The sequence below is a fragment of the Streptomyces sp. NPDC005303 genome (assembly GCF_040607335.1).
GTDB lineage: Bacteria > Actinomycetota > Actinomycetes > Streptomycetales > Streptomycetaceae > Streptomyces.
Map to the genome: position 1 here is coordinate 348,873 of NZ_JBEXGM010000002.1, position 16,423 is coordinate 365,295.

At 72.6% G+C, this 16,423-nt stretch carries 15 protein-coding genes and 1 tRNA gene; 12 read left to right on the top strand and 4 right to left on the bottom strand.

Going from position 1 to position 16,423, the window contains the following annotated elements; all coding sequences use genetic code 11:
- Window positions 1-129: 129 nt before the first annotated feature.
- From ABZT93_RS05500 to ABZT93_RS05530, 7 genes are all read left to right on the top strand, one after another.
- Window positions 130-1,095: a phosphatase PAP2 family protein gene (locus tag ABZT93_RS05500; protein WP_356099306.1), complete on the top strand. Its 966-nt coding sequence runs from the start codon at window positions 130-132 to the stop codon at window positions 1,093-1,095.
- Window positions 1,046-2,167, top strand: coding sequence for a hypothetical protein (locus tag ABZT93_RS05505; protein ID WP_356099308.1), 1,122 nt, complete (start codon window positions 1,046-1,048; stop codon window positions 2,165-2,167). The genes ABZT93_RS05500 and ABZT93_RS05505 overlap by 50 nt, the downstream gene beginning before the upstream one ends.
- Entirely contained in the window at window positions 2,158-3,750 is a 1,593-nt protein-coding gene (locus tag ABZT93_RS05510; protein ID WP_356099311.1) for a hypothetical protein, read from the top strand. The genes ABZT93_RS05505 and ABZT93_RS05510 overlap by 10 nt, the downstream gene beginning before the upstream one ends.
- A complete protein-coding gene (locus tag ABZT93_RS05515; RefSeq protein ID WP_356099314.1) occupies window positions 3,747-5,099 on the top strand; it encodes an AAA domain-containing protein in 1,353 nt (450 codons plus the stop codon). Before ABZT93_RS05510 ends, ABZT93_RS05515 begins: the two co-directional genes overlap by 4 nt.
- Window positions 5,100-5,260: 161 nt before the next feature.
- Window positions 5,261-5,629, top strand: coding sequence for a hypothetical protein (locus tag ABZT93_RS05520; protein ID WP_053851180.1), 369 nt, complete (start codon window positions 5,261-5,263; stop codon window positions 5,627-5,629).
- 147 nt (window positions 5,630-5,776) lie between these two features.
- Complete coding sequence (locus tag ABZT93_RS05525; protein WP_356099317.1) at window positions 5,777-6,364, top strand: bifunctional DNA primase/polymerase; 588 nt, start codon at window positions 5,777-5,779, stop codon at window positions 6,362-6,364.
- Window positions 6,355-6,428, top strand: a tRNA-Lys gene (locus ABZT93_RS05530). Before ABZT93_RS05525 ends, ABZT93_RS05530 begins: the two co-directional genes overlap by 10 nt.
- A 361-nt stretch (window positions 6,429-6,789) precedes the next feature.
- Here the strand turns inward: ABZT93_RS05530 and ABZT93_RS05535 are convergent.
- The gene (locus ABZT93_RS05535; protein WP_356099320.1) at window positions 6,790-8,073 is read right to left on the bottom strand and encodes a M6 family metalloprotease domain-containing protein; all 1,284 of its coding nucleotides are present in this window, start codon (window positions 8,071-8,073) and stop codon (window positions 6,790-6,792) included.
- A gap of 283 nt (window positions 8,074-8,356) precedes the next feature.
- Between ABZT93_RS05535 and ABZT93_RS05540 the strand changes: the two genes are divergently transcribed.
- On the top strand, window positions 8,357-10,171 hold the full coding sequence (locus ABZT93_RS05540; protein ID WP_356099323.1) for an EAL domain-containing protein: 1,815 nt from the start codon (window positions 8,357-8,359) through the stop codon (window positions 10,169-10,171).
- On the opposite strand, the gene ABZT93_RS05545 is transcribed toward ABZT93_RS05540, so the two are convergent.
- Window positions 10,168-11,289 (bottom strand): LLM class flavin-dependent oxidoreductase, encoded by a 1,122-nt coding sequence (locus ABZT93_RS05545; RefSeq protein WP_356099327.1) that lies wholly within the window; start codon window positions 11,287-11,289, stop codon window positions 10,168-10,170. The two genes, ABZT93_RS05540 and ABZT93_RS05545, sit on opposite strands and share 4 nt — an antisense overlap.
- 174 nt (window positions 11,290-11,463) lie before the next feature.
- Between ABZT93_RS05545 and ABZT93_RS05550 the strand changes: the two genes are divergently transcribed.
- Both ABZT93_RS05550 and ABZT93_RS05555 read left to right on the top strand, forming a co-directional pair.
- Window positions 11,464-11,724 (top strand): hypothetical protein, encoded by a 261-nt coding sequence (locus ABZT93_RS05550; RefSeq protein WP_356099330.1) that lies wholly within the window; start codon window positions 11,464-11,466, stop codon window positions 11,722-11,724.
- Window positions 11,725-11,737: 13 nt separating this feature from the next.
- Entirely contained in the window at window positions 11,738-12,271 is a 534-nt protein-coding gene (locus ABZT93_RS05555) for a hypothetical protein (RefSeq protein ID WP_356099333.1), read from the top strand.
- Window positions 12,272-12,290: 19 nt separating this feature from the next.
- On the opposite strand, the gene ABZT93_RS05560 is transcribed toward ABZT93_RS05555, so the two are convergent.
- Window positions 12,291-13,022, bottom strand: a complete 732-nt coding sequence (locus tag ABZT93_RS05560) for a decarboxylase (RefSeq protein WP_356099336.1) — start codon at window positions 13,020-13,022, stop codon at window positions 12,291-12,293.
- The gene (locus ABZT93_RS05565) at window positions 13,019-13,843 is read right to left on the bottom strand and encodes an aspartate/glutamate racemase family protein (RefSeq protein ID WP_356099339.1); all 825 of its coding nucleotides are present in this window, start codon (window positions 13,841-13,843) and stop codon (window positions 13,019-13,021) included. Before ABZT93_RS05565 ends, ABZT93_RS05560 begins: the two co-directional genes overlap by 4 nt.
- 197 nt (window positions 13,844-14,040) lie before the next feature.
- Between ABZT93_RS05565 and ABZT93_RS05570 the strand changes: the two genes are divergently transcribed.
- Window positions 14,041-14,988: a D-2-hydroxyacid dehydrogenase gene (locus ABZT93_RS05570; protein ID WP_356099341.1), complete on the top strand. Its 948-nt coding sequence runs from the start codon at window positions 14,041-14,043 to the stop codon at window positions 14,986-14,988.
- Between the two features lie 22 nt (window positions 14,989-15,010).
- The gene (locus ABZT93_RS05575) at window positions 15,011-16,423 is read left to right on the top strand and encodes an amidase (RefSeq protein WP_356099344.1); all 1,413 of its coding nucleotides are present in this window, start codon (window positions 15,011-15,013) and stop codon (window positions 16,421-16,423) included.

Below are 16,423 nucleotides of genomic sequence, written 5' to 3' on the forward strand. Positions count from 1 at the left end.
TCCCAGCGTCTTTGAGGGCCGAAGGCGCTGCGTGGGGGCACTCCACAAGGGCCCGCACATACGCCGTAAAGTGGCACGACCGGACGACGACCGCCGGACGCCGCGCGAAACGAAGGGGGACAGGATCGGATGCCGCTGACCGAGACACCAGGCACCGAGGCAGTCCCGGAGACGCGGCTGCGCTGGTGGACCGAGCTGCCCCTGATCCTGTTGGTGTACGCCTGCTACAGCGCCGGCCGGCTCCTCGCCCGGGGTGATGTCACGGGCGCCGTCGACCACGGCCTGGCGATCCTCAAGGTCGAGAAGTTTCTGTACCTCAACGCCGAGCATCCGCTCAACCGGCTGTTCACCAGCCAGGCCTGGATCGGCGTACCGGCCGACTTCTGGTACGCCTCGCTGCACTACCTGGTCACGCCGGCCGTTCTGATCTGGCTCTTCCGCTCCCGCGCCGTGCACTACCGCGCGGCGCGCACCTGGCTGATGACGTCCACGTTCATGGGTCTGATCGGCTTCACACTGCTGCCGACCTGCCCGCCCCGCCTCCTCTCGGCGAGCCACGGCTTCGTCGACACCATGGCCCAGTACAGCTCGTACGGCTGGTGGGGCGGCGAGGCGAGCGCGCCCCGGGGCATGGGCGGTATGACGAACCAGTACGCGGCGATGCCGAGCCTGCACGTCGGCTGGGCGCTGTGGTGCGGCGTGATGCTGTGGCATTACGGCAGGACGCGTACGACGAGGATCGCGGCCGTCGCCTACCCGCTGATCACCACGATCGTGGTGATGGGCACCGCGAACCACTACTTCCTCGACGCGGCCGCGGGCGCGGCGGTGATGGGGCTCGGGTTCCTGCTCGCCCCGTACGTCAGCCGGGCCGCGGATCGGGCCACGGCGGGCGTACGGGCCCGGATAGCCCCCGTCTCCGTCGCCTCTCGGGACACAGAGCCCTCAGCAGAGCCCTCAATTGTCAGTGGCGGATGCCAGACTTCCCCGGGTGAGCACATTCCACGGCAGCGCGAGTCACGCTTCGCAAGCGGAGCCGAGCCGAGTGCCGCTCCCACGGACGCGGGGGACGGCGCTCCGGCAGCGGCTCGCTGAGCTGCGCGGACCCGAGGTACCGGCCAAGGCAATGGACGCGCGCGCCCTGGCGGCGCTCGCCGCGAACCCCGGCTGCAAGCGGCGCGCGATCCTCGACGGCGCCGGGGTGAACAAGACGGCGCTGGCGAGCGCGCTGGGTTCGCCGTCCGCCTTCGGGCAGTCACAGTTCGCCCTGACGCGGGGCAACGCCTTCGAGGCCAAGGTCAAGGCGGACGGCGGCGCAGAGCTGCTGCGGCTGGTGCACGAACGGCTGGACCGGGGGGCCGAGCCGCCCGCCGAGGCCCAGGTGCCCGACCTCACCGCGATCGGCCCCGAGGGCCGTACCGCGCGTACGGCTCTCGCCCTGCGCGAAGCCTCCGGGACACAGGGGTGGACGCTGCTCGACCACCCCATGCTCGCGCTCGACGTCGCAGGCTCCGCCGCCTTCCTGGAGCCGGACGCCGTGGTCGTGCATCCGGACGGCAGTTGGACGGTCGTGGAGATCAAGTCCTTCCCGATGCTGGACGGTTCGGCGGACCCGTCGAAGGTGGGCGCGGCCGCCCGCCAGGCCGCGGTGTACGTTCTCGCGCTGGAGGAGGTCGCCGCTCGCCTGGAACCGGCCCCGAAGGTCCGCCACCGGGTCCTGCTGGTCTGCCCCAAGGACTTCTCCAACCTGCCCACCGCCTCGGCCGTCGACATCCGCAAGCAGCGCGCGGTCACCGCCCGCCAGCTGGCCCGGCTCACCCGCATCCAGGACATCGCCGACGCCCTCCCCGACGGCACCTGTTTCGCCCCCGACCTGCCCGCCGCCGAACTGACGGCCGCGGTCGAGTCGGTCCCGGCGACCTACGCGCCCGAGTGCCTGTCCGCGTGCGAACTGGCCTTCCACTGCCGGGACCGCTCCCGCGCGGCCGGCGCGGTGACCTCGCTGGGCCGCTCGGTCCGCGCGGAACTGGGCGGCCTGACGACGGTCGAGGAGGTCTTGGCGGCCGCTCGCGGCGAGGCCGGTGATCCGGACGATCCGGCGGTGGCGGCCCTGCGCAGAGCGGCGGAACTGCGCGCGGAGGCCCTGGGGGTGAGCGCATGTCACTGATCGCCACCCTCGCCCGCCTGGAGGCCGTCAGCACCGGCCGCGCCCAGCCCGCCGCGACCGTCCGGCACCGGCACCTCTCCGAACAGCCCCTCGTCCTCGTCCCGCTCACCACCGCGGGCGAGGCCGGTGCCCCGCTCGGCGCGCTCGTGGGCACCGACCGGGACGCCCCGCACCTCCTGGTCGTACCGCAGCCCCGGGACCGGGACCTCAGGTTCGCGTTCCTGGCCGAGCTGGCGGACATCGTGCTGCCGTACGTCGACGGGTACGCCGAGTCGGTGGAGGCCGCCGAGCGCAATGAGACCGATCCGGAGACCGGAAAGCGGGTCAAGGTCGAGGTCGAACTGTGCGCGGACGCCCCGCAGCTGATCCTGCCGAGCCGCGCGGGCGTCGATCTCGTACGGCTGCTCGGGCGGTCGATGCGCTTTCGGCGTACGGCGGAACAGGACCCGGAGACCCCGTATCCGGCCCCGCCCCGGGTGCCGTTGCTGGGCCGGTGGCTGACCCACTTCGGGGAGCGGGCCCGGGTGCCGGGCTCCTCGCTGCTGCTGGCGATGACGGACGTGCTGGCCCGGCACTGGTCCACCGGCCAGTCCACGCTGGAGGACCAGCACCTGGGCGCGCTGCTCGCCTGGATCGACCCGCCCGAGGGCCGTTCGGGCGCCGAGGCCGCCCTGGAGGCAGAGCTCGCGCGGGACGACCGCGGCCAGCTGCTGCACCCGCCCGCCGGTCCCGCCACCGACCCGGCGTTCGACAACAGACTGCTCGCCCCCGCCCTGGAGCGCTACGACCGCGCACGGACCGCCCTTGCCGCCGCCGAGGACGGTCTGGAGGCGGACGACCGGCTCGGCGCACTCGCCGCCGCCGAGCAGGAGATCCGCGCGCTCGTGGTCAGCCGCACCCGCCCCACCTGGGACGCGGTGTGGCGGGGCGTGGACCTGCTGCGGGCGCTGCCCGAGGGAGCCCATGTAGAGGAGCGGTGGACGCGCGACCGGTGGTCGTTCACGAGCCACCGCGACCGGGTCGTGGCGGGCGAGCCCCCGCAGCCGCGCCGCGACGACGCGGTCACCGCCGCGAACAAACTCGCCGCACGCGAGCGTGAACAGGCCCGTCTGGAGGCGCAGGAGGCGCTCGACGACCCGCTGGTGATGGCGGGGCGGCGGCTGTCCGGGGAGGCGTTCGCCGGGGAGGTCACGGACGTCGTGATGACGTACAGCGAGGGCAAGCGGCCGAGCCCGCGCCCGCTGGTGACCGTACGCACCGACGACCGGCCGCATCTGGGCGAGCGGGCCAAGGTGTACCGCTCGCTGGGCGGCAAGCCGCAGTCGGCCGAGTTCGTGGCATCCGAGGAGGAGGGCGCACTGATCGTCCTGAAGATCCTCGACAAGATGGGCCGCGGCAAGGAGCCGGAGACCGGGTCCGTGCCCGAGAAGGGCGACCGGGTGTGCTTCACGCTCTTCGAGCACGAGCAGCGCGGCGGCGCGAAGCTGCCCGACCCGGAGGACACGCCGTGGACGCACGGGGGGCCGCCCGGTGAGGCCGTGCAGGAGAGTGCCGATCCCCTGACCCCGGAGGACGTCCTGTGACCACCCAGGCCAGGGGCCCCCGGGCCTTCGACCCCGGTGCCGAGGCCGCGCGGGCCACCGACGCGATCCTTCACGACACCCTGCACGGCACCCACCGCGGAGTCGTCGTGGACTCCCCGCCCGGCGCCGGCAAGTCCACCCTGGTCGTCCGGGCGGCACTGGAACTGGCCGACGCGGGACGCCCGTTGATGGTGGTCGCGCAGACGAACGCCCAGGTGGACGACCTGGTCCTCAGGCTCGCCGAGAAGAACCCCGAGCTACCGGTCGGGCGGCTGCACAGCAGTGACGCCGACCCGTACGACAAGGCGCTGGACGACCTGCCCCAGGTCCGCAAGTCGGCGAAGGCCGGTGATCTGACCGGGCTGCCCGTCGTCATCTCCACGGCCGCCAAGTGGGGGCATGTGAAGGTCGACGAACCGTGGGCGCACGCGATCGTGGACGAGGCGTACCAGATGCGCTCGGACTCCCTGCTGGCGGTGGCGGGGCTGTTCGAGCGGGCGCTGTTCGTGGGCGACCCCGGACAGCTGGATCCGTTCGCGATCGTGGGGAGCGAGCAGTGGGCGGGGCTGTCGTACGACCCCTCGGCCTCTGCGGTGACGACCCTGCTGGCCCACAACCCCGAACTGCCCCAGCACCGGCTGCCGGTGTCCTGGCGGCTCCCCGCCTCGGCCGCGCCCCTGGTCTCGGACGCCTTCTACCCGTACACGCCCTTCCGCAGCGGCACGGACCACGGCGACCGGCGCCTCACCTTCGGTGTCCCTTCGGACGGCTCGGGCCCCGACCGGGTGATCGACGCGGCGGCCGAGTCCGGCTGGGGCCTGCTGGAGCTGCCCGCACGGCACACTCCGCGCACGGACCCGGAGGCGGTGCGCGCGGTCGCGGCGGTCGTACGGCGGCTGCTGGACCGGGGCGGGGCGGCCACGTCGGAGCGCTCGCCGGAGCCCGCGCCGCTGACGGCCGACCGTATCGCCGTGGGCACGGCACACCGGGACCAGGCGGCGGCGGTCCGTGCGGCCCTTGCCGACCTCGGTGTCGCGGACGTCACCGTCGACACGGCGAACCGTCTCCAGGGCCGCGAGTACGACGTCACGGTCGTCCTCCACCCGCTCTCCGGCCGCCCCGACGCCACCGCCTTCCATCTGGAGACGGGCCGCCTGTGCGTCCTCGCCTCCCGCCACCGCCACGCGTGCGTGGTGGTGTGCCGGGCGGGCGTGAGCGACCTCCTGGACGACTACCCGTCCACGGAACCGGTCCAGCTGGGGACCCTGGTGAAGTTCCCGGACGGCTGGGAGGCCAACCACGCGGTGCTGGCGCGGCTGGCGGAACACCGGGTGCCGTGGCGGCCGTGACGGAAGCCGCCGCCACGAAACCGTGAGCGGGAACATCGCGTGGGCCGTAGACCTTGGTACCGCTGCGGGTGCCCCGCCCTCTTGCACGGGCGCGGGACAATGGACGGTGGCCCTCCACAGGCGGGCCGACGGTACGGACGAGGTACGAGGAGGATGAAGACATGGCGGAGCCCACGCCGCGTCGAAACGAGCCGCGGCTACGCCCCGCGCCCCTGCTGTTCGAGCCCGCGCAGGTGGCCGACGACCCGGAGCACTTCTTCGACCTGGAGTCGATCGACGACCCGCGCGCGCTGCTGACCCGGTCCACCGAGCTGGCGCACGCCTTTCGCGCGGCGGCGGACCGTGCCGTGGAGTTCCAGGCGATGGCGGCGGCCCAGCTGGCCGACCCCCGGCGCTTCGACCGGCTCACGACGGCGGACATCGCCGAGCGCGCCGAGTGGACCGAGGACTACGCGAAGAAGATGGTCGAGTTCGGCCGGGATCTGCTGCGCGGCGCGGAGGGCGGGGCGGGGCACGCCGACCCCGTCTGAGGCACAGGCGCCCCACCCGTCCCAGTGGCCGCCGTAAAGACTTCCTGGCATATGCCGGACGGGCAAGATACCCCCCACCGCACCCGCCTGTCCCGGTTTCCCGCAACCCTGAGGAACCGTCCGCTCACGCCCGGTAGATGTATGTGCATGAGCACTCGCGACGAACCCTTCTCCGACCGCTTCGACGTCTCCGGCGTCACCTCGGACGGGGCCGCCTGGCTCGCCTCGGCAGGAACGTATCCGCGCAGCACCCTGTCGTTCTGGGAGGAGCGCCCCGCCGCCCCGGTCGTCCTGCCCTGCGGCACCGCCTTCGACGTGGTCAGCACCCCCGCGATCTTCGGGCGCCGGATGCTCGACCGACTGTGGGACGAGGGACCGGGTTCGGGGCCGGTGGCGACACTCCGGGGCCGGATGCTGCTGTTCGCGGCACCGGGCACGGCACAGCGGCTGCCGTCCCTGCTGCGCTGGGAGGAGTTCGGCCGTACGGCCGCGATCCCACCCCTGCTGTGCCACGGCACCGGCGACGCGGTGACCGTCCCGCCCCCGCTCAGCGCCGCGAAATCCGCGCTCACCGCGCGCTGGCTGGTCGCTCCCGACACCCGCCGGCCGTGGCTGCCGGGCCCGGAAATCCTGCTCTGGGCGGCCGTACGCGCGGCCCGCACCGCCGTGCGGATATCGATTTTTCCCCCGGCCGATCAGGATGCTAAGGTCTACGACGTCAGCAGGCGCCGCTAGCTCAGTTGGTTAGAGCAGCTGACTCTTAATCAGCGGGTCCGGGGTTCGAGTCCCTGGCGGCGCACAGACACCGAAGGCCTCTCGCGGAAGCGGGGGGCCTTCGTCGTGAGACAGACTCCTCCGCACGCACGAGCAGGCAGGGGCGGCCGGGGGTCCGGGGGTTGCCCCCGGAAAGACGCAGCATCAGCGGGTCCGGGGTTCGAGTCCCTGGCGGCGCACAGACACCGAAGGCCTCTCGCGGAAGCGGGGGGCCTTCGTCGTAAGACAGACTCCTCCGCACGCACGAGCAGGCAGGGGCGGCCGGGGGTCCGAGGGTTGCCCCCGGGAAGACGCAGCATCAGCGGGTCCGGGGTTCGAGTCCCTGGCGGCGCACAGACACCGAAGGCCTCTCGCGGAAGCGGGGGGCCTTCGTCGTGCCCCTCGCGTCACCCGACCGCGATCTCCACGTCCCACGCCCCCGTGGTCGTCCGGCCCGTCACCTTCACCCGTACGTCCTCCCCCGGCACCCTGAAGTCCTCGCCCACCTGTACGGGGGCGTCCGCGAGGGGGGGATAGACGGAGTTCTCCCAGCAGGCCTCGGTGCCGGGGTGGGCGTCGATCACCTGGATGGGGCCGCCGCCGGACGCCGCGCCGCTGTGGACGCGGTAGACCAGCACGCCCTGCCGGCAGACCGCCACGTCGTTGCCCACCGCCTCGCGGGCCTCGAAGGCGAGCGCGCTGTCGTACCCGGTGCGCACGACCGCGAGTTTCGTGCCGTGCCCGAGCCCGAAGATCCCCGCCCGGCCGGGACCGGCCGCCACCGGCTCCAGCGTCAGCCGCACCGGTTTCGGCCCCCGGACACACACCACCTGCCGCCGCTCCAGCCAGCCCAGCTTCCACTTGTGCCAGGCGAACAGGTCGGGGGCCAGACCGAACTGGCTGCCCATGAGGTCCCAGTCGCCGACGTAGGTGTCCCAGTCGCCCTTGCCGTCCATCGGCCGGTGGTACAGATCCGGCAGGTCGAAGACGTGCCCGGTCTCGTGGGCCAGCACCAGACGGTCCGGCGGATGCTTCTCGAAGACCGTGACGACCCGGCGGATGTCCGTGCCGTCGGCGTGCAGCGGGACGTCCAGGTTGACGACCTTCGTGGCGTCCGAGTCGACGCCGGGCGCGTCCGGATCGGCGACGAGGTAGACGACGTCGTAGCGCGAGAAGTCGACCTGCCCGTCGGCCACGGCGAGCGCGTCACGCAGATAGGTGCCCCGGTCAGCGGCACTCCAGTCGCGTTGTATGGCGTACGCCGTCGACGGGCGCGGCATCCGGATCCAGTGCCGCAGCGGGTGCGGGCGCAGCGTGAAGCGGCCGTAGGAGGTGCGCTCGAAGAAGCGGGTGGTGGCCGGGAAATGATCGGCGGTCAGCTGGGCGGGGGTGGTCATCGGCCGGGCGTCCGGGAAGGACAGGAAGACCATCACCGCGTCGAGGGCGCGGGCCGGGCGCGGATAGGCGGCGTTCCAGGTGTCCAGGCCCTCCGAGTGATGGGCGTCGGTGCGTTCCAGGGTGCAGGGCGCCGAGGAGAAGGGGCCGGCGACCGAGGGGCCGGTGATGAGAGAGGTGGCGGCGAGGGCCGCCATGGTGGTGAACACGGCGGCGGTGCTGCGCAGTCGGGGGCGCGGGAGAGTGCGCGGAAACGGGCGCGGCAACGGGACCTCCGGAAACGGTTCACGGGACACCGCACCCAGCCTGTGTGAGTTTGTGGGGGTACGCCCTGTTTATCTGCACCGGACGAGTGAGTCCGCGTGACCTGCCGGGTCTGCCGACACCCCGAATCACTCACGGAACGTCACAACCGGTCCCGAGCCTGAAGAACCCGTCCAGCTGCGGGCAGAAACGATCTGCCAGAAGGGGTTGCCGGTCCCCGAGACCGGGCAATGGCTGGAAGGGCCTGGGGGCAGCCTCTATGATCGGCACACTTTCCTGCGCGGACAGCGATCGAGTGCACTGCGGGAGCTAGCGGTGAGCGGAACGTCCGAAGGGCCGACGGCCGCGGCAGACCTCGACGGGTCAGCCGTTACAGAGAGTGACATCGCGACGCCTTTTCGTCCCGATCCCCCGTCGCATCGGGCGGCCTTCGCGGCAGCGCCGCTGGCCATGGCCGTGGTGGACCGCGAGGGCACGGTCGTCGACGCCAACCCCGCCTTCGGCGAGCTGCTCGGCGCCGCGCCCGAGGAGCTGACCGGGACCCCGGCCGCCGACCTGGTGGACCTGGCCTCGGACACGCGCACCTGGCACGCCTACCGCGAGGTGCTGCGCGGCCGGCAGGCCAAGCTGCGCTGCAAGCGCAGGCTCAAGCATCCCGACGGGCACTCCATGTGGGCGCAGATCACGGTCACCCCGCTGGCCGCCGACTCGCAGGGCTCACCCGGTGTCCTGCTCTCCGTCGCCGACATCACCGCCCGCCGTGAACTGCAGGCCAGGCTTCGGCACTTGCAGATGCACGACCCGGTGACCCGGCTGCCCAACCGCACACTGTTCTTCGAGCGGCTGACGGCCGCGCTGGAGCCGGAGTCGTACGAGCAGGGCGGTACGGGCCGGATCGGGCTGTGCTATCTGGACCTGGACGGGTTCCAGGCCGTCAACGACACCCTCGGCCACCGGGTCGGCGACCGGCTGCTCGCCGCCGTGGCCGAGCGCCTGACGCGCTGCGCGGACGAGGCCGGCCAGGGCCGGGCGACCGCTCCCCTGGTCGCGCGACTGGGCGGCGACGAGTTCGCACTGCTCGTCGAGGACTCCACCGGCACGGAGCAGCTCGCCGACCTCGCGGAGTCCCTGCTGAAGGCGATCCAGGCGCCCTTCGACCTCTCCGGCCACCGGATGTCGGTGTCGGCGTCGATCGGGGTTGTCGAACGCCGGGCCGCGGGCACCTCGGCGACGGGCCTGATGCAGGCCGCCGACACCACGCTGTACTGGGCCAAGGCCGACGGCCGGGACCGCTGGACGCTGTTCGACCCCGAGCGCAACGCCCACCGTATGACCCGTCAGGCCCTCGCCTCCACGCTGCGCCCGGCCATCGAGCGCGGCGAGTTCAAGCTGGACTACCAGCCGTTGGTGGGCATGGAGGACGGCCGACTGCGCGGGGTCGAGGCGCTGGTGCGCTGGAACCACCCGCAGTTCGGCCTGCTGACGCCGAATCGGTTCATCGCACTGGCCGAGGAGGACGGCTCGATCGTCCCGCTCGGCCGCTGGATCCTCGCCACCGCCTGCCGCCAGGCCCGGCAGTGGCAGCTGGACCACCCGGACGAGCCGCCGATCTTCGTCAGCGTCAATGTGGCGGTCCGTCAGGTCTGGGACTCCGACCTGGTCGCGGACGTGGCGCAGACCCTCGCGGAGACGGGTCTGGCCCCGCACCTGCTCCAGCTCGAACTCACCGAGTCGGCGGTGATGGGCTCGGCGGGCCGCCCGCTCCAGGCACTCCAGGCGCTCAGCGACATGGGTGTCGGCATCGCGATCGACGACTTCGGTACGGGCTACTCGAACCTCGCCTACCTCAGCCGCCTGCCGGTCTCCGTCCTGAAACTGGACGGCTCCTTCGTACGGGGCTTCCAGTACGAGGGTGAGGGCGTCCCCCCGAACCCGGCCGACGAGGTCGTCGTGGAGGCGATGATCCAGCTGGCCCACCGCCTGGGTCTCACCGTCACCGCGGAGTGCGTCGAGACCTCGGCCCAGGCCAGCCGCCTGCGCCGCATCGGCTGCGACACCGGCCAGGGGTGGCTGTACTCGCGGCCGGTGTCGCCGGATCGTATCTCCGGGCTGATGGGCGTGAAGGCCTAGGAGACCTGGGAGGCCGTGGGGAGTCCGTAGGCGTCCGCGACGAGTTCGTAGGAGCGCAGGCGTACGTCACCGCTGTGGGCGTTGCCCGTGATCATCAGCTCGTCGGCTCCGGTGCGCTTGTGGAGGTCGTCGAGGCCGGAGCGGACCTCGTCGGCGGTGCCGTGGATCACGTTGGCGTTCCAGGAGTTGGCGAACTCCTCCTCCATGGGGCTGAACTCGTAGGCCTCCGCCTCCTCGGGGGTGGGGACCAGGCCGGGGCGGCCGGTGCGCAGCCGGATCATGTTGAGCGCGGCGGCCCGGACCTGGCGGCGGGCCTCCCTCTCGTCGTCGGTGGCGAGGGCGGAGACGCCGATGAGGGCGTAGGGCTCGTCGAGGACGGCGGAGGGCCGGAAGGACTCGCGGTACAGGTCAAGGGCCGGGATGGTGTTCTGCGCCGAGAAGTGGTGCGCGAAGGCGAAGGGCAGGCCGAGGGAGCCGGCCAGCTGGGCGCTGAAGCCGGAGGAGCCGAGCAGCCAGAGCGGCGGGCGGTGCGGGGACTGGACACCGCCGGGTGAGGTCGCCTGGACGGGGCCGGGTACCGCGTGGATGCGGCGGTAGGGGTGGCCGTCGGGGAAGTCGTCGTCCAGGAAGCGGGTGAGCTCCATGAGCTGATCGGGGAAGTCGTCGGCGCCCTCACGCAGGCCGTCGCTGCGGCGCAGGGCGGCGGCGGTGGCGCCGTCCGTGCCCGGGGCCCGGCCGAGGCCCAGGTCGATGCGGCCCGGGGCCATCGCCTCCAGCGTGCCGAACTGCTCCGCGATCACCAGCGGGGCGTGGTTGGGGAGCATGACGCCGCCCGAGCCGAGCCGGATGCGGGTGGTGTGGGCGGCGAGGTGGGCGAGGATCACCGCGGGCGAGGAGGACGCCACGCCCGGCATGGAGTGGTGCTCGGCGATCCAGTAGCGGTGGAAGCCGCGGGACTCGGTGAGCCTGGCGATGTCGACGCTGGTGCGCAGGGCGTCGGAGGCCGTGCGTCCGGCGCCGACGGTGACCAGGTCGAGTACCGAGAGAGGTACGGGGGCGGTGCCCTGTGCAGTACCTCGGATCTCGTCTTCCGCCACGGTGGGGTGCCTCCTGCTCATGAGCCGTGCGCTGTCTTCGTGGCCACAACAGGAGAGTGTCCCCGGTTATTCCCGGGCGCGGTCGCCTCGTCTCCCGGAGCCCCATCTTCCGTATCCCGTACGGCAGTTGACCGCTTGCCCGGGAAGCCCCCGGGTACCCGGCGCGCACAACCCCACAAATCGGAGGGATCGCCCATGACGCAAAAGAACCCGTCGCGGCCGTCGGACCTCGGACCGCTGGAACCCGGCACCAGACAGCGCGCCCAGTTGTCCATCCGTATCGCCGACATCGCGTGGACCGCGCTGAGTGTCGTCGCCGCCCTGTGGGTGGTCCTGTCCGCCGTCGACGCCGTGCGCGGCACCGGCTCGTGGGCCTACTGCGCGGTGGCCCTGGTGCTGCTGGCCGTCGGCCTGACGATGCGGTTGCGCGCAGTCCGCCGCCGCGACCGGCTGTGACGCGAGGCAGGCCGTGGAACGCGTCAACTCCTTTCTCGGCAAGCACCTGTGGGTCCAGGTCGCCCTGTCCCTCCTGGTCGCGTGCGTCGTGGTCCTGCTGCTGTCCCCCGAGCGCTCGATCGCCTCGGCCCTGCTGTACGTGGTGTCCGCCTCGGTCGGCGGGGTCGGCGTCATGCTCGCCGTGCGGCGCCGGGATAAGCGAGCCGCCGGAGGCTCCGTGGACGGCCTCGTGTCGCTGGACCGGCAGCTGCGCCGGGGCGAGGTCCCCACGGCGCCGCAGGAGCGGCAGGCCATGCGCGACCTGGTCGAGCAGCGTCTGCGTCGCACACGCCACCGGGTCGCTGCCCAGGTCGTCCTCGCTGTCCTGTTCTGCGCGGTCGTGGTGCTGACGGCCCTGACCGCGAGCCTGCCGCGGACCCTCGGCACGGGCCTGTTCACCGCGGTCCTCCTGGGCTGGCTCGTCCTATACGGAAACCGTCAGCACCGGCGACTCCGCGCCATGCACACGGAACTCACCGCCGAGGCCGCCCAGAACCGTCGACGTTGAGCCCCTGAACAGCCGCGTCTCACACCTGGACGATCGGCTCCCTCGTGAACAGCGCCCCCATCGCCGGCGCGTTCACGCGGCGGTCCGTCAGCCTCAGGGCCTCCCAGACGGTGACCTGGTTCGCGGTGAGGACCGGTTTGCCGAGCTCCTTCTCCAGGGCGGGGATGTGGGAGGCCGTGTGGAGGGCTGTATCCGGGAGGAGCACCGCCTCGGCGTCCGGCGAGTCGGCCTCCCGGGCCAGCGCGAAGACCTCCTCCTCGCCCCAGGTGCCGACCTCCGCGGCGGTGATGATCCCGGCGCCGCGTACCTGGAGGACCTCGACCCCGCCCGACCGCAGGAACTGGGCGAACAGGGCCGCCACGTCGTCCGGGTAGGTCGCCGCGACCGCCACCCGCCCGGCCGCGATCTCCTTCGCCGCGTGCACGAAGGCGAAGGAGGTCGAGGAGGCGGGCATACCGGCCGTCACGGCCAGGGTCCGGACCTGCTCCTGGGCACCCTCCCAGCCGCGCACGAAACTGCCGCTGGTGCAGGCCCAGACGACGGACTCGGCACCCGACATGCGCAGCTCCTCGACGCCCGCGGCGAGCCGCTCGGCGGAGCCCATCTCCAGGAGGGCGTCCACGCGGTGGGCGTCGGTGCCGATGTCGGTGTGGACCACGTCCAGGCGGATGTCGCTGCCCAGGAGCTGCTCGATGCGCGGATAGTCGTCCTCGGCGGAGTGGCCCGGGTAGAGGAATCCGAGTGTGGTCATGTCCAGCCTTCCTGCTGCTGTTCTCCGTCCGGCAGTTCCCGGACTTCCGGCAGACCCGGAATCTCCGGGCGCACGGGACCGGACCTCGCCGCCGGGTCGATCAGCGCCTGGTACGGTCCCACGGCTCGGGTACCCAGTCGGCGCAACGCCGCCCACATGGTCACCTGGTTGGCCGAGATCACCGGTATGCGCAGTTCCGCCTCCAGTTGCGGGATGACGTCGTACGTCGGCAGGTTGGTGCAGCTGATGAACAGCGCCTGGGCGTCGGCCCCTACGGCCTTGTGGGCCATCTCGGAGACCTGCCGGTAGGGCACCTTCCAGATGTGCCGGGTCAGGCCCATGTAGGCGCACCCGGTGACCGAGACGCCCGCCTCGGCGACGTACTCCTCCAGCGACCTGGTCACCGACACCGTGTACGGCGTCACCAGGGCCACCCGGCGGACGTCGAGCTCGGTGAGGGCGTCCAGGAGGGCGCCGGACGTCGTCAGGGAGGGGACCGCGCCCGCCCTGGTCATGGCGGCGCACATGGCGCGTTCCCCTGCGATCCCGCCGACGAAGCTGCCGGAGGTGCAGGCGTAGGCGACGGTCTCGGGCGCGACGGCGTTGAGCGTGCGCACCGCCTCGTGCAGGGTCTCGTGCTCGCTGACCAGCCGGGCCAGGTCGAGGCTGACCTCGACGGGGACGTACGGGGTACGGGTCAGATGGAGCGAGATGTCGTCGGGGACCCAGCGCCACAGCTCGCGGTCGAGCGCGAAGTCGAAGGGGGCGACGACACCGACACCGCGCTGGGGGCGCGGACCACCCAGAAAGGAAACGTCCATGGCAGAGACCGGCCTCACGGTGAGAGACGGGGGGACAGCGGAACGTGCGCAACGCCCGTGTTGACGAAGGTAGGTTCGGGTGCGAGCGTGGTCAATCCGCCCATGTCACGCTCACGTCACACCGGGGTTGCCGCCGGTGTTCCCGCCCACGTCAGACGCCCGGCAGCTCCGCGATAATCCGTAGAAACGGTGCCTCGATGTCCGTCCCCACCCTTCTGGTCCTTGACGCCGACCCCCTGCCGCGCCTCGGGAGACTCACCGGCCGGGCCCGGATCGTGCACACGGACGCGAGCACGCTCGCCGAGCGGCTGCCGTCCGCCGACGTGCTGCTGGTCTGGGACTTCACCTCGACCGCGGTGCGGGACGCCTGGCCGGGCGAGGGCCCGCGGCCGCGCTGGGTGCACACCGCGAGCGCGGGCGTGGACCACCTGATGTGCCCCGAACTCGCTGTCTCCGACACGGTGGTGACCAACGCCCGCGGGGTCTTCGACCAGCCGATCGCCGAGTACGTCGCCGCGCTGGTCCTGACGATGGCCAAGGATCTGCCCCGGACGCTGGAGCTGCAACGCGAGGGCGTGTGGCGGCACCGGGAGTCCCAGAGGGTGGCCGGCACGCGCGCGTGCGTGGTCGGTTCCGGGCCCATCGGCCGGGCGATCGTGAGCACCCTCAAGGCGCTCGGCATCACGACCGCCCTGGTCGGCCGCCGTCCCCGCACCGGGATCCACGGCCCCGACGACCTCGACCGGCTGATGGCCCGCGCGGACTGGGTGATCTCGGCCGCCCCGCTCACCGCGGAGACACACGGCATGTTCGACGCCCGCCGCTTGGGGATGATGCAGCCCTCCGCACGGTTCATCAACATCGGGCGCGGCCAACTGGTCGTCGAGGACGCGCTGGTGGAGGCGGTGTCCAAGCGGTGGATCGCCGGGGCCGCTCTGGACGTGTTCGACACCGAACCGCTGCCGCCCGAGAGCCCGTTGTGGCAGGTCCCGGGGCTGATCGTGTCCCCGCACATGAGCGGCGACACGATCGGCTGGCGCGATGAACTCGGCACACAGTTCGTGGAGTTGTACGAGCGCTGGGAGGCGGGCAGAGCACTGACGAACGTGGTCGACAAACAACGCGGGTATGTACCGGGGCACTGATCGTCGAACAGAGGGGCAGCACATGCAGGACCTCTCGGACCTGACCGCCGTACACCTCGTCGAGGGCTACCGCAAGGGAGAGTTCAGCCCCGTCGAAGCCACCCGGGCGGCCCTTGAGCGGGCCGAGCGCATCCAGCCGGAGGTGAACGCGTTCGTGCGGCTGACCGGCGAGGAGGCCCTGGCGCAGGCCCGCGCCTCGGCCGACCGCTGGCGACGGGGGGAGCCGTCCGGCGCGGTGGACGGCGTCCCGGTCACGGTGAAGGACATCCTGTTGCAGCGCGGCGCACCGACGCTGAAGGGCTCCAGGACGATCCGGGACAGCGGCACCTGGGACGAGGACGCGCCGTCCGTCGCCCGGCTGCGCGAGCAGGGCGCGGTCTTCCTCGGCAAGACCACGACCCCCGAGTTCGGCTGGAAGGGCGTCACGGACTCCCCGCTGTCGGGCGTGACCCGCAATCCGTACGACCCGACGCGCACCGCGGGCGGCTCCAGCGGGGGCGCCGCGGCGGCCGCGGCGCTCGGCGCGGGGCCGCTGGCGCTCGGTACGGACGGCGGGGGCAGTGTCCGTATCCCGGCCGCGTTCTGCGGGATCTTCGCCCTCAAGCCGACGTACGGGCGGGTGCCGCTCTACCCGGCGAGCGCCTTCGGCACCCTCGCCCACGTGGGCCCGATGACCCGCGACGCGGCCGACGCGGCGCTGCTGCTCGACGTCATCGGGGTGCCGGACTCCCGCGACTGGTCGGCGCTGGGCCCGGCGGCGGGCCCGTACTCGGCGACCCTGTCGGGCGGGGTGCGCGGGCTGCGGGTCGCCTATTCACCGTCCCTCGGCGGCCAGGTGGCCGTGCAGCCGGGGGTCGCGGCCGCGGTCCGCCGTGCCGTGGAACGCCTGGCCGGACTCGGCGCGTACGTCACCGAGACCGACCCCGACTTCACCGATCCCGTGGACGCCTTCCACACCCTGTGGTTCAGCGGGGCGGCCCGGGTGACCCAGCATCTCGGGCCGCACCAGCGGGAGTCGCTGGACCCGGGGCTCCGGGAGATCTGCGGCCTCGGCGCCCGCATGAGCGCGCTCGACTACCTGGCCGCGGTGGACGTGCGCATGGAACTCGGGCGCCGGATGGGCCGTTTCCACGACTCCTACGACCTGCTGGTCACCCCGGCCCTGCCGATCACCGCGTTCGAGGCGGGCACGGAGGTGCCGAAGGGCTCGGGGCATCACCGCTGGACGGGGTGGACGCCGTTCACGTACCCCTTCAACATGACGCAGCAGCCGGCGGCGAGCGTGCCCGTCGGCACGGACGGCGACGGGCTGCCGGTGGGACTCCAGATCGTGGCGGCCCGACACCGGGACGACCTGGTGCTGCGGGCGGCCCACGCCCTGTACGAGGCGGGCGCGGCGGGCATCCGGCCGCCCGCCGCGGCCCACGCGGGGTGA